The sequence below is a fragment of the Gemmatimonadaceae bacterium genome, assembly GCA_020852815.1.
Lineage (GTDB): Bacteria > Gemmatimonadota > Gemmatimonadetes > Gemmatimonadales > Gemmatimonadaceae > SCN-70-22.
The window spans coordinates 103,422-116,916 of the sequence record JADZAN010000018.1 but is presented as its reverse complement, the minus strand read 5'-3'; the positions used below and the strand labels follow the sequence as shown (position 1 = coordinate 116,916).

The 13,495-nt window shown below is 68.9% G+C and carries 11 protein-coding genes; 9 read left to right on the top strand and 2 right to left on the bottom strand.

Going from position 1 to position 13,495, the window contains the following annotated elements:
• Positions 1-41: 41 nt before the first annotated feature.
• On the top strand, positions 42-302 hold the full coding sequence (locus IT359_10510) for a hypothetical protein (protein ID MCC6929410.1): 261 nt from the start codon (positions 42-44) through the stop codon (positions 300-302).
• 54 nt (positions 303-356) lie between these two features.
• On the opposite strand, the gene IT359_10505 is transcribed toward IT359_10510, so the two are convergent.
• A complete protein-coding gene (locus IT359_10505) occupies positions 357-1,526 on the bottom strand; it encodes an alpha/beta hydrolase (GenBank protein ID MCC6929409.1) in 1,170 nt (389 codons plus the stop codon).
• Between the two features lie 253 nt (positions 1,527-1,779).
• Between IT359_10505 and IT359_10500 the strand changes: the two genes are divergently transcribed.
• From IT359_10500 to IT359_10475, 6 genes are all read left to right on the top strand, one after another.
• Positions 1,780-2,751 carry a succinylglutamate desuccinylase/aspartoacylase family protein gene (locus IT359_10500; GenBank protein ID MCC6929408.1) on the top strand — a complete coding sequence of 324 codons (972 nt, stop codon included), beginning with the start codon at positions 1,780-1,782 and terminating at the stop codon, positions 2,749-2,751.
• A gap of 6 nt (positions 2,752-2,757) precedes the next feature.
• The gene (locus IT359_10495; GenBank protein MCC6929407.1) at positions 2,758-3,540 is read left to right on the top strand and encodes a hypothetical protein; all 783 of its coding nucleotides are present in this window, start codon (positions 2,758-2,760) and stop codon (positions 3,538-3,540) included.
• Complete coding sequence (locus tag IT359_10490; GenBank protein ID MCC6929406.1) at positions 3,537-4,976, top strand: sodium:solute symporter family protein; 1,440 nt, start codon at positions 3,537-3,539, stop codon at positions 4,974-4,976. The genes IT359_10495 and IT359_10490 overlap by 4 nt, the downstream gene beginning before the upstream one ends.
• Positions 4,977-5,584: 608 nt before the next feature.
• Positions 5,585-6,412, top strand: a complete 828-nt coding sequence (locus IT359_10485) for an alpha/beta fold hydrolase (GenBank protein ID MCC6929405.1) — start codon at positions 5,585-5,587, stop codon at positions 6,410-6,412.
• A 33-nt stretch (positions 6,413-6,445) separates the two neighbouring features.
• Entirely contained in the window at positions 6,446-6,961 is a 516-nt protein-coding gene (locus IT359_10480) for a DUF1697 domain-containing protein (protein MCC6929404.1), read from the top strand.
• Positions 6,958-9,453 (top strand): carboxypeptidase regulatory-like domain-containing protein, encoded by a 2,496-nt coding sequence (locus IT359_10475; protein MCC6929403.1) that lies wholly within the window; start codon positions 6,958-6,960, stop codon positions 9,451-9,453. Before IT359_10480 ends, IT359_10475 begins: the two co-directional genes overlap by 4 nt.
• On the opposite strand, the gene IT359_10470 is transcribed toward IT359_10475, so the two are convergent.
• Positions 9,450-10,934 carry a hypothetical protein gene (locus IT359_10470; protein MCC6929402.1) on the bottom strand — a complete coding sequence of 495 codons (1,485 nt, stop codon included), beginning with the start codon at positions 10,932-10,934 and terminating at the stop codon, positions 9,450-9,452. The two genes, IT359_10475 and IT359_10470, sit on opposite strands and share 4 nt — an antisense overlap.
• A gap of 296 nt (positions 10,935-11,230) precedes the next feature.
• Between IT359_10470 and IT359_10465 the strand changes: the two genes are divergently transcribed.
• Positions 11,231-12,814 carry a M28 family peptidase gene (locus IT359_10465; protein MCC6929401.1) on the top strand — a complete coding sequence of 528 codons (1,584 nt, stop codon included), beginning with the start codon at positions 11,231-11,233 and terminating at the stop codon, positions 12,812-12,814.
• Positions 12,751-13,338 (top strand): response regulator transcription factor, encoded by a 588-nt coding sequence (locus IT359_10460; protein ID MCC6929400.1) that lies wholly within the window; start codon positions 12,751-12,753, stop codon positions 13,336-13,338. The genes IT359_10465 and IT359_10460 overlap by 64 nt, the downstream gene beginning before the upstream one ends.
• The last annotated feature ends 157 nt before the right edge of the window (positions 13,339-13,495 follow it).

Genomic DNA, 13,495 nt, shown 5'->3' with positions numbered 1-13,495 from the left:
GTTCGCGCACCGCCGTGCTGTGACCGGCGCACCTGTGGCGGGTGCGCCCGGTCAATCCGGTCGTGCATCCCGGCGATTCCTTCTACCGCTCGATACAGCTGCAAAGCTGCGGCGGGCGCAAGCGCTGGAACCCGGCCACCTTCTGGCGCGCCGTCGATACTCTGGTACTGCACGTCGATTCGGCCACCGACCGCATCACCGCCCGTGCCGTGGGAAAGACGGATGTGGTGGCGTATGTGCGGTTGGGCAATGGCGACCCGACCCCGTTCCCTGGCCTGGTGGTGACGGTCGTCTCGCGCTGACGCACGGCGTGTGCAGAACCGATTCCTGCACTCGGGTTGTGAGGCGCGTACCGCCTATCGTGGCGCGTCCGGCCCCAGCGGGAATGTCCTCGCCTCGCCCGTCAGCGGCAATACATGCTGCACGAGCGTCATGAGGAAGCGCCCCGGCTCCTCGAGCATGGGGTAGTGCGCGCTGCGCTCGAAGGTGATGAACCGGCGCACCGGAGCCTGCAGCATGGGGACCCAGTCGCGGGCAACGGCATACGGCGTGTAGAGATCGTAGCGCCCCTGCAGGACGATGACGGGAACCTTGAAGCGCTTGTACTGTCGCAGGTCGACGGTGAGGAGGGCGCCGAAGAGCCGCGGCGAGGCAAAGGCCGGCGCCTTTCGCGCGACCAGGAGTCCCGCGTTGTCGTACGACGGCGACAGCAACGCCATCTCCTCGGTGATGTCGAGCGAGGGCTGCCCGTACCACCCGCCGTTGAAGCCATTTGCCCACCGGCGCAGCACCATGGCCCCCTGGAAGGCGTTGCTTCCGTCGGGGCGCGGATAGGGAGCGATGCGCTGGAGATCGGCAATGGCGCTGTCGAGGTGATGCGCCCGCGAGAGTTCCATCACGCGATCATAGAGCGCCTTCTCCTGGCTCCACGCCATGACCTGCCCCACGCCGACGTAGGCATGCATCAGGTCAGGACGTCGCGCGGCCAGGGTCACGCCAACGATACTCCCCCAGCTGTGCCCCATCACCACGACCTTGCGCTTGCCTAACAGGTGTCGCACCGAGTCGATCACAACCACGGCGTCGGACACGATGTCATCGACGGTCCACGCCTTCGCCGCGCGCGCGGTGTCGATCCCGGCGAAGCTCAGCCCGGCCCCGCGCTGGTCCCACTGCACCACGGTGAAGAAGTCCTCCCATGGTTTCTGGAAGCCCCAGGCCTCGGGCATGGTGGGCGACGCCGGCCCTCCGTGGATGAAGACGAGGACGGGGTTGTGCCGGTTGAGCCCGCGGATGGAGATCCACTGCCTGTTGTCCCCCACTTGCACGGGAAAGAGTGTATCGATCCCCTCGGGCGTGGCAATGCGTTGCACACGACGGACGATGTCGGCGGCGCGCTCGCGCGCGATTATCGGAGCGGCCTCGCTGGCCTGCGCGGCGGCGGACTGTGCCCGCGCAATGGTCCCGGCGAGGGCGAGCGCCGCAAGGATGCTGCGCAGCAAGTGCCGTTGACGATGATTGGTCATTGGGCTCGAACGATGATAGTGAGGTGCTGGGCGAAGGCGATCGCAGTGGCGGTCGAAGTCGGTCCCTGCGGTCCGGCTGCTCCATCGACGTCGTCATGACGATGACGATTCGCGTCCCCAGCGCAAGGAGTTCGCTTGCGCTTGTCCAGCTCCCGCCCTCGTGTCGCGGCGCACGTGCCGCCGCTCACGCCCGGCGCACCCGCGGAGTAGAATAGGCGACCGACGTCGCACCGATCCTCCAGCGTTCCCTCGCATGCCCAACGACTCGTCCATCGTGAGCACCCGGCTCTCTCCCGGGCGTTCGCGCCTCAACGTCCCGATCACGACGCTCGCCAGCGGTCATGCGCTCGCGCTCACGATTCACATCATCGAGGGAGGGCGCCCCGGGCCCACGGTCGGCGTCTCGGCGATGATTCACGGCGACGAGTTCGAAGGGCTGCTCATCGCCCGCGAGCTATGGGAACGGCTCGATCCGGCGCAGCTGGCGGGACAGCTCTGGATCCTTGGCGTGGCGAACCCGCTGGCGATGGAAGCGATCTCGCGCAATACGCCGATCGACATGCTCGACATGAACCGCCTCTTTCCCGGTGCGCCGGATGGTTGGCTGGGCGAGCAGCAGGCGCACGCGATCGCCCATGGTTTCATCGACCACCTCGACTACCTCGTCGACATCCATTGCGGCGGCACCTTTCCGTGGGTCGACTACTGCTACGTGGTGAACGATGAAGGACTGTCGCGCGCCTTCAGCTCTGCGCTCCTGTACAAGCCCGCCGAGATGTACTCGGGAACGACCGCGACGTATGCGGAGAAGCAAGGGGTGCGCTGCATGGTGGTGGAGATCGGGGGAGGGTACCAGTCGCAGGCGCTACACGTGGAGAACGGGGTGAACGGAGTGCTCAACCAACTGCGCTATGCTGGCGTGCTGGAGGGGGCGGTGGAGCGTCGCGCCGGGCAGCGCCTGATGCGAGTGATGAAGGTAATGCGCCCGCGCCAGGGGGGAATCTGCGTCCCGCGACGCGTGCTCACGCCGGGCGAGGAGCTGGGCGAGGGGGAGCCGCTGGCCGACATCGTCTCGCCGTACACCTTCGAGACGCTGGAGACGATGGTGACGCCATTCGCGCGCAACATCGTCGTGCTGTGCCGCAACTATCGCACGCGTATCCATCCCGGCGACTACGCCTTCATGATGGGCGACGCGTCGCAGGCCACGACGTACGACGACTGACGGCGCGTGCGACTGACGCGTGAGAGGTATTCGCAGGGCGTGGCGCGCCGATACGCGCGCAGTATCGCCGGCTCGACCGCATTGCTGCTGTCGACCTTCATCGCGCGCGCGAGCTTTGCACAGCAGCCCGCCACCGCTGCGCCGGGGAGCGACAGCGTGGCCGTTCTCGTCACCATCGACGCCGATACCAGCGATCGATGGCAGGTGGTGACGCGCGTGCGGCTGGCGGCCGATAGCGGCGACACCAGCCGGCGCGCCGCGTTCCAGTACCTGGCGCGCCCCTGCGCCAGCGTGGGCGACGTGCTCCTCGACGATGGCGCGACCGTTGTCTCGCTCGCCGCGCGCGCAGACGGTGCCTGGCGCGCGCTCGCGGATACGCTCACCTCAGCGCGCGGGACGCGCACCGGCTTCGCGCTGCGTTACACCGTGACGCGTACGGCGGGCGCCGTCGATGTTCCGATCGTGATCCCCACCTTTCCCATTCCGCGCGGCGCCAACGCCCGGTTGGGAAACGTGCAGGTGACGGTGCGCGTCCCGGATGACCGCGCCTCCGTGACCTTCCCGCGATTCGAGCACGAGGGTTCGCGCACGTGGAGCGCTCGCCTGGTCGCGCTGCCGTCGTTCGTGCATGTGCGCCTGACGGACGATGCGGCGCGTTGTGGCGAGACGGTGCCTCGTGGCGACGACGGCGGGCTTTCGTGGCGCTTCTGGCTCCTCGTGGCGATCCTCGTGGTGTGGGTTCCCGTGTACCAGTGGTGGGCGCTGCGCCAGTCGGAGTCGGACACATGACCGGCGCGCACCTCACCACGTTCTATCTCGTCGTCGGGGCGTACCTCGCCCTGGTGTGCGGGATCGGGTTGTACAACTACCGCCGCGCCTCGACCGAGGAGGGGTTCCTCGCGGCGGGCCGCTCGTTAGGGCCGCTGCTGGGCGGTGCCACGTTGATGGCCAACCAGGTGAGCGCGGGCGCCACGATCGGGATGGTGGGGTTCCACTACTTCTCGGGGATCAGCTACGCGTGGACGTGGCCGCTGACCTGGATCGGGTGGGTGGTGGCCGCGCTGTTCGTCGCCCCGCGCATCCGGCGCATCGCGGGGCTTACCCTGCCCGACTACTTCGCCGAGCGCTTCGAGAGCAAGGCGGCGCGCGCGATCTCGGCGGTCTTCATCCTCGTCGTGTACGCGATGATGCTCTCGGCGCAGTACCAGGCCGGCGGACTCCTGTTCGGGCTCGTTGGCGGAATGCCGTACCAGCGCGCCGTCCTCCTCGTGGCCGGGATCACGACGGTCTACACCGTGCTGGGCGGGATGTACAGCAATGCGTATGTAGGGTTGCTCAAAGCAGTGTTGCTGCTGGGCGGGTACGTGCTCGCGGTCCCCTTCCTCCTGTCGCATCTGGGTGGCCTGCACGCCGTTGGTGAGGCCATCACGTCGATCGATCCGCGACTGAGCGGCAACTGGTTCGGGTGGCGGCAGCTCCTGGCGATCTCCATGGCGATCGGGCTCGGGCTTGCCGCATCGCCGTACGAGATCTCGGCCATCTACTCCATGCAGAGCCGGCGCGCGACGCGGCTGGCGATCGGTTACTCGTTCTTCTTCCAGGCGTGCGTGGGGATCGGCGTCCTCCTGTTCGGGCTGTCGATGCGAGTGACGATGCCCTTCCTGCCGCAAGCCGACCTGGCGACGCCGGTGCTGGGGATGAGCGTCCTGCCGTCGGCCATCGGGCAGCTCGTGCTGCTGGCGGCGGTCGTGACATTCACGCGCACCGGCGGCGCGATCCTCCTCACGGTGGCATCCGCGGTCTCGCACGACATCTACGCCGAGCTGCTCGTCCCCAGCGCGAGCGAACGGGCGAAGGTGCTGGCGAGCCGCGTGGCCGTGGTCACGTTCAGCGCAATCCCCGTGCTGCTCGCCTTCCGGCAGCTCTCCCTGGTGAACTTCATCGTCATCTGGGCGGCGAAGCTGATGGTGTCGTTCCTCTTCATCCCGGTCGTCGTGGGACTCAACTGGCGCCGTGCCACGCGCGCCGGGGCGATCGCGTCGATGCTGGGCGGGATGGTGGCGTGCCTGGTCTGGTCGCGCTTCGGCACGCCGTACTGGCTGGGGCTCGACCCGGCCGAAGCGGGGGTGTTGGTGAGTGCGCTGTTGATGTTTGGAGTGAGCCTGTGGACGCCCCCGCCGTCGCCAGAGGTGACGGAACGATTCTTCGGGGGCGCAGGGGGATGAGCGGCGCCTGTCCCTCACTCGGCATCATCCTCTCCATCGAGTGGCCACCCGGGACGCCCGACGCGTCCAGGCAACAGTTCGAGGTGGCGTTGTGGCGTTTCTCAGGAGAGTCAGGTCTCGTCTGCAGCGGCGGCGGCGACATTCCCCGTTATGTCCTGATGTCCGAGTCGGCGCAGCTTACGGATCAGGACCGCGACACGATTGCATCGTGGGCGAGGGCCCAGCTCGCGGAGAGAACGTGGCGGGTGAGCGCTGTCGCGGACCTCGATGAGCTGCGGTGACTGCGACTGTCTATCGCCCACGTCCGTGTTGGGGCGCGCGATGGTAGACACTGAAGAGCTCATTCACCGTAGAGAGCACGGAGGGGAAGTGCTCGGCGCCGAAGCCCACCCCGATTCGGGGTGGACCTCTCCGTGGCACTTCCCCCCGTGTCCTCCGTGTTGAAAGCTCTTCCGAAAAGAGCGCGCCCACGATTGCTCGCAGCGCGCACCCCTCCCGGGAATCACGCAGGGGAGGTGCAAGCCCGCACCCCACGCTAGCTTTCCGGGGTGCCTGCGCCCGCCCGCCGGCATTCGCATCGTGATCGAGTGACACCCCGCCACATACCCATGCGCCATACCCCAAGTGCCGCCCTGCACCCGCTCATCGCCTCGAGATCCAGGCGGCGGTCGCGGCGTGCGCTGGCGGTGTTGCAACTGGCGGTGACGGCGGCGCTCGCCGGCTGCGCCCCGGTGCACGTGGCCGAGCAGGCGCCGGCCTCGGGCGAGACCGTCGTGCTGTTGCATGGACTGGCGCGCAGCTCGGGGTCAATGGAGCACATGGCGCGCTCGCTGGCGAACGCCGGCTACCACGTATGCAACATCGATTATCCATCGCGCGAACACGACATCGCGACGCTCGCCCGCGACTACGTGGCCCCGCGCATCGCGGCGTGCGCACCGGCCGACGCGCGCGTGCACTTCGTCACGCACTCGCTGGGCGGAATCGTCGTGCGGCAGCTCGCGGCGAGCGGCGCGATGCCACGCATCGGGCGCGTGGTGATGCTCGGCCCCCCAAATCGCGGCAGCGAAGTGGTCGACGCGCTGGGGGATTGGCGCCTGTTTCGCATGCTCAATGGACCGGCCGGGCGCGAGTTGGGGACCGCCGACACGGCCACGCCACGGCGGCTCGGAGCGGCGAGCTTTCCGGTGGGCGTGATTGCCGGAACGCGCTCGGTGAACTGGATCCTGTCGCTCATCATCCCCGGTGAGGACGACGGCAAGGTCGCCGTGCGCAACGCGCGTCTCGATGGGATGCGCGACTTTGCGGTGGTCAGCGCCGCACACCCGTTCCTGATGAACGACGCGGCGGCGATCGCGATGACGATCCGTTTCCTGGCCTTCGAGTGCTTCACCTGCGACGCGTCACGTCCCGTCCCACCCGCGCGCTCGCCGTAGCGAACCACGCGTCCACGCTGTCATTTCTCCGGCATGCCGCGCTACGTCGCCTTTCTCCGCGGGGTGAGCCCGCAGAACCTGTCGATGTCACAGCTGCGCGCCGCGATGGACCACGCGGGTTTCGGTGACGTTCGCACCGTCCTGGCCAGCGGCAACGTCGCCTTCAGCACGCGCGCGGCGCTCGAGGCAACGCTCGTGCGCAAGGTCGAGTCGGCGCTGGAGTCCACCGTCGGTCGCTCCTTCCGGGTCATCCTGCGTCCGTCGGAGTTCCTCGGCGCGCTGCTCGACGCCGATCCCTACGCCACGCTCGACGTACCGCCAGGTGCAAAGCGCGTGGTGACCTTCCTGCGGGAGCCGTTCACTGGCCGGCTCCGCTTCCCGATCGAGCGCGACGGGGCAAGCATTCTCGGCATGCAGGATCGCGAAGTGTTCACGGCGTATGTCGCGCACCCCAGGGGGCCGGTGTTCATGGCGCTCATCGAACAGACGTTCGGGACCGACGTCACGACGCGCACATGGGATACCGTGAAGAAGTGCGCCGTGGCATGACGAGGCGCGCGCTGGCGTCGCTGGCGGCGCAGGCGTCGCTGGCGGCGTTGGCGCTGCTCACGCTCGCGCCGCGCACCGACCTCGCGGCGCAGGTGGCGCGCGGGACGGTGACCGACTCTGCCTCTGGCGGACCGCTGGCCGGCGCCGTGGTATCGCTGCAAGTCGGCGACAGCGGCGATCCTTTCCGACGAGCGCGCGTAGACGTCAGCGGACGCTACGAACTCGCGGCTCCGCGCCCCGGCGCGTACGTGGTGACGGCGCGCGCGATCGGATTCGCGCGACAGCAGCGCACCGTCATGCTCAACGCCGGTGAGACAGTACGCACCGACTTTCAGCTGGCACGCAACGTGGTGCGGGTGGCGGCGGTGCGCGTGGCCGAGCGAAGTGATTGCACCGCACCGGACGCGCTGGCAGCTGGCGGGGCGGCGCTGTGGAGCGACGTATGGACGGCATTGAGCGCGACGCAACTGTCGGAGGCCGCGGTGAGCGCCGCGGGGATCATGCGCTTCCGTCGCGAGCTTGCGCCGGGGAGTGGACTGCTGCGCACGGAATCGCGCCAGGTGCAACGCGGTGGGCAGGTCGCACCATTCGTCGCGGCCACCGCAGCCACGCTCGCTCGCGAGGGGTTCGTGCGCGAGACCGACGACGGCGGGCTGGAGCTGTTCGCCCCTGACGCCGCGACGGTCATGGCCAGCGATTTCATCCGGCAGCACTGCTTCGCGATCACCACCAGCGATTCGACCGCAAGCGCGCCGCACCTGGGGCTCCGCTTCTGGCCACGGCGCGACTTCACGGCGCGCGGCATCGCTGGCGTCTTCTGGCTCGACGCCGCGTCGCGCGAGCTGCGCGACATCACGTTCGGCTATCCGCGACTGACAGCCGTGGGAACCGCGTCGGACTCGCTCGGCGGGAGCGTCCGCTTCGCGCACGCTTCCGACGGCACCTGGTACGTGTCGCAGTGGCGCTTGCGCGTGCCGGTGATGCTCCAGTCGGGGCGCACGACCGATTGGCGCGGGCGCCCGATGGCGGGGGAGACGCACGACTCGCTGGTCGCCGTGTCGGAGGAGGGAGGGGTGGTGTTCGAGGACTCGTCAGGCACCCCACTCGCGCGCCTGCTCGGCGAGGTGATCGCCGCCGATGGGCGCGCGATTCCCTCGGCCGAGGTATCGCTGCTCGGGACGTCGCTGCGCACACGTACCGACGCCAACGGCGCCTTCGCCATCGCGCCCGTGATTCCAGGGCGCTATCGCCTGCGCGTGACGTCGCCGGGGACCGATACGGCCACGGCAGCCTTTCACCAGGTCGAGGTCCGCGTCGCCGAGCTGCCGGGCGCGCCGCTGCGACTCGCTATCCCCGACGCGCGCACGCAGGGTGCCGCCGTGTGCGCCGCTCGGCGCGGGCGCGACGCCGAGTCGCTGTCGCTGGTTGGGCTCGTGGTCGAGGGAGGACGAGCCGCCGCCCTCCGCGCCCTCGAGGCCCGGTGGATGGAGTACTCGACCGAGGGAGCCAACGGTGTGTTGCGCGGCCGCACGCTCGTGGCCGACTTCACGACCGACAGCCTGGGTGTCTTCCGCATCTGCGCCGTCCCGCCGCGTGCCTCGGTGTCGTTTCGCCGCGCCGGGGCCGGGGGGGACGACTGGTCGTGGCCGGTGACCCTGGGTGCCACGCTGTCCGTCTTGCAACTGACGGCCGACAGCGCGGGGCGCATCGCTGCGGTTGCGGGTGCGGCGCCGGCAAGCGTGACGATGGCACAGCAGCAGGTGGAGCGCGCCGCAGCGGTGCGCCTGACGGGGACGGTGCGCCTGGGCGACTCGAGCGCCGTGCCGCTCGCCGAGGTGGAGTTGCAGCTCGACGCCGACTCGTCGACGACGGTTCGCACGACTGCCGAAGGGAGCTTCGTCCTCGATGGCGTCGCGCGCGGGGTGCACGTGATCACGGCGCGCCGACTGGGCTTCGCGCCGCGGCGCACAGTCGTGGTGGTGGGGAGCGCCGCTCCACCGCCGCTCGACATCCGGCTCACGCGCGCGGCGCAGCGACTCTCCGCCGTGGTGGTGGAAGGACAGTCCGAGGCGATGGAGATTGCGGGAGGCGCGTTCGCCGCCAGGCGCACGGCGGGCTTTGGCGTCTTCCTCGGCCCTGAGGAGATGAACGCCCGGCGCGGACAGGGGTCGCTGACGAACGTGATCGTGGCCAAGGTCCCGGGGCTGGAGGTGGTCCCGCTCTATCGCGGGACGATGAGCGCCGGTTATGGCATTGCCACGCGACGCTTCCGTTCGCTAGGGAAAGGCCAGATGCAACCGTGCTTCGCGCAAGTCTTCATCGACGGGAGCCGCGCGAGCGGGATGCAGGGCGAGGCCTTCGACTTCGAGCAGCTTGGCACGCTCGACATCGCGGCAATCGAGGTGTATCGCGGCGCCTCGGAGACGCCCAACGAGTTCAACGGCCCCAGCGCCGCGTGCGGCACCGTGGTGATCTGGACGCGTCGGCGTTAGGAAACGGCGGTGGCGCGAATCTCACGCCCTGGCGCCACCTCCACATCCACCCACACGAACGGATGACCGACGGCGTCGCTCCCCGCGGTTGCCGTCACGCGACGTCCGTCGACGACGATCGCGCGCGCCGTGCCCGGAAAGGCCGCGCGCCACGTCACGGCGCGCGCCCCGTTGTGCATGAAGGTGGTGCTCGTTAGGCCGTCGTGCCGGACGGAGACCGGGCCGGCGAAGGTCGGCACGCCGGTCGCCGCCGCCCACGCCGTCGCCGGCGTGAGGTGCGGAAGAGTCACGATCCGGTTATCGCGCGCCGACGGCTCCACCCCGAGCAGGCCGCGCACGATCCCCTCCACCGCCCCGCTCGACGCCTCGGGATAGTCGCGGCGCGGGTCGGCGTGAAGGCGACGCAGGAAGTAGTAGGCCGCCGAGTCCTCACCGTAACGGTAGAAGAGCATCGGGAGATAGGAGAGCACTTCCACCTGCGCATTGCGCAGCGCGGCCAGCGCGCGCCGAATGCGCGCGGGGTCGTCGACGACGCCGTACCAGAGGAGGAAGTCGCTCCCGCTGGCGGCGCCAGGGGTGAAGGTGCCATTGGCGCGGAGAAAGTCGTGATACAGTTGCGTGCGCTCGTCCCACCAGCGTTCGTCGAGGAGCTGCTTGTAGTGCGCAGCTTCCGCGAGGTAGGGGGTGCCCGCCGCGCTGTCGCCTCTCGCGGCCAGGATGCGCGCATAGGTCGTGAAGCCATTCAGGATCATCCCCAGCAGGTCGCTCCCCAACACGAGGCTGTCCTGCTGCTCGTCATAGGAGGGAATGCCGCGCGCCTTGCGGTACTTCACCGTTCCCGGCCGCAGATTGGGAAAGGCGGGGCGATGCATGATGCGGTCGGGTTGCAGCTGCCAACGCTCGATGTACTCCTTCAACGTCAGCCGAAAGAAGCGGTCGAAGGCCGGGTCCTCGAGGTACGTCCGGTTCCCGGTCCACTGGTAGAGCCTGTAGCTCGCGTCGATGATGTCGAAGTTGGCATTGAGGTTGTACCAGAAGTCGTCATCCGAGGCGTAGTCCACCGGGGCGGGCCTGTTCCTTCGGTCAATCTCCCAGTAGGTGCAGTAGTCCCTCGACTCGGCGATGTTCTCGACAAAACGGCGGAGCATGTTGAGGTTCTGCCGCGAGTGTCCGAGGATCTCCGCGCCAATGCTCTGGTGCGACACGTCGCGCACGCAGAAGGCCTCGCGCCCGGGGAGCGCCGCCTCGTACCACGGACCGACAGGATCGGCGTCGTCGCCCACGTATCCGTTCGACTTGTCGCGCGCCCACTCCCAGATGGTGGCGAGCGCGGTGTCGGAGGTGGTGAGCGTGGTACCGGTGCGCTGCGGCGAGGCGTCGCGCGCCGCGTCACTCCCGGCGCGCGACGTCTCGTGCGACGGGCGGCAGGCCTGCAACACAGCAAGTGCCGCCGCCAGCGGCAACCTGAGCGAGACGCGCATGAACCGGCGCACCAGCATTGAGCATGGAGCTGAAACTCGTCACGCGCGTGAGCGCCCTTCGCGAACACCACGTTGACCACAGTGCCTACCACCCTCCCCAACCGCGCATTGGTCCAGGACACTCGCTGTCCTGGCGGACCGCCTGTGCATGGCCGCCGGGAAGCTACACGTGCCATGGCTCGGCGCGAGCCGTCGGGGCGGCTTCTCGACCAACCGGAGCTGCGGGCGCGCACCGGGCGCCTGGCGATTTCCGCGCTCCTCTGGCGCCATTCGGTCGACGGCATTGATTACCCCTCATGACTCGCCACTCTCCGACCTCGCGCCGTGCCCGCCGCGCGGCATTCATCCTCGCCGCGTGCGCCGGCACGCTGTCTGGCTCCCTCGCCTCCGCGCTTCAGGCGCAAGCGCCGACCGCGCCGCCGGTGCCGGCGCCACGCCCGCGCGCGTGGAACGCGCTCCGCGAAGCCGACCTCAAGCGCGACCTCTTCGCCATGGCCTCGCCGGAGATGCGCGGGCGCGAAGGCGGATCGCTCGACGAGATGCGCGCCTCGATATGGGTCGCCGAACAGTACGCCCGCATCGGACTCAAGCCGATGGGAGAGAACGGGAGCTGGTTCCAGTGGTTCAACATCGTGCGTACGCGCGTGTCCCCCACGGCAAGCACGGCGACGATCGGCGGGCGGTCGCTGCCGGTCTTTGGGGAGATCGTGGCCAACACGGTCGCCCCGCTCGAAGCTGCGGGCACCGTGCTCTGGCTGGCCGACGCCGCCGACACCACCGTCGACGTACGCGGGCGCATCGTGGCGACCCCCGTCGTGACGCCGCCTCCAGCATCGGTGCGCTCGACGAGTTACCCCACACGCGTGCGCTACGCCGAGGCGGCGGTGCAGGCAACGACGCGCACGCTGGCGCGTCGCGGGGCAGCGGCGATCCTCATCGTGGCGGGCGACTCGGTGGACGCCGCCTTCGATGCGATCTCGGTGCAGCGGGCACGAGGGAGCTACGACGTCGATCATGCGACGCCGCGCGCCGCTGGCGCTTCGGATCGCATCGCACCACTCCCCCAGCCGGGAGTTGGACCCACGCCATCGTTCCTCGTACGCGCGGCAATGGGTGACATGCTCCGCCAGCAGCCCACGGTTGCGCTCTCCATCCGTCTCGAGCGCTTCGAGGTCCCGTCCGTAAACGTGATCGGCGGGCTGCGCGGGACCGACCCCACGTTGCGCGACGAGTGGGTGCTCTACAGCTCGCACCAGGACGCCAACGGCGTGCGACTGCTCGAGGGGCAGGACTCGGTGCTCGCCGGCGCCGACGACAACGCCTCGGTGTCGGTGGCCGAGTTCGCGGCGGCGCGGGCGATGGTCGCCCAGCGCCCCAGACGTTCCGTGCTTTGGGTTCACCACGGCTCCGAGGAACGGGGGCTGCTGGGGTCGCGCTATCACTCGGCGCATCCCGTCGTGCCGATCTCGCAGATCGTCGCCGTGCTCAATGGCGACATGATCGGGCGCAATCACCCCGACACCGCCGCACTGCTTGGCGCGCAGCCGCCGCATCGCGGGTCGAATGACCTGGTGAACTGGGCGCTCGCTGCCAATGCGAAGACGGGGAAGTTCGTGATCGATACGCTCTGGGATCGCCCCACGCATCCAGAGGGATGGTACTTCCGCAGCGACCATCTGCCATACGCGAGGCTTGGCGTGCCGGCGCTGATGTACACGACGAACCTGCACCCCGACTATCACACAGCCTTCGACATCCCCGAGCGCATCGACTACGCGAAGCTCCTGCGCATGACGCAGTGGATGTACCTCACCGGATGGTACGCGGCCAACGCACCCGCGCGCCCGGCGGTGGACAGCGGATTCAAACTGGAACGTTAGGCGGCGATGCCAGGACCCGCGCCCGACACGGGCAACCACGCGGCGTGACAGGCGCTCGTCTCATGCGCCGGCTCATCCTCCTCTACGGCCTCCTCGGTGGGGCGCTCATCGCCGCGTTGCAGCTGGTAGAGTACCGCTGGCTCATCGTGGCGCATTCGGTCGAGATCTACGGCGCGATCGTGGCGACGATCTTCGCGACGGTGGGGATCTGGCTCGGCAGGCGACTCACCCGCCCTGCCGTGGCGGTGGAGACGGTGGTGGTACGCGAGGTGGAGGTCGTTGTCCCGGCGCCGGCAACCTTCGAGCGCAATGAAGCGGAGGTGGCGCGGCTCGGGATCACGCCGCGCGAGCTGGAGGTCCTCGAACTCATCGCCGAGGGGCTCAGCAACCGGGAGATCGCCGAGCGTGTGCACGTGAGCGAGAACACCGTGAAGACGCACACGAGCCGGGTGTTCGACAAGCTCGGGGCCAAGCGCCGAACGCAGGCGGTGCAGCTGGGAAAGGACTCCCGCCTGATTCCGTGAACCGGTTTCAACCGGTGACGACCGTGTGCGAGTTTGTTGCGATGAAGTCGGGCGAGGGCTCGCGGCCGCGCACCTGGCACTCGACTTTCGAATGATTTTCGCCCTCGACGACGAAGATCATCCTTTCGGGTGACGCGGAACGACCGGCTTCCACCAC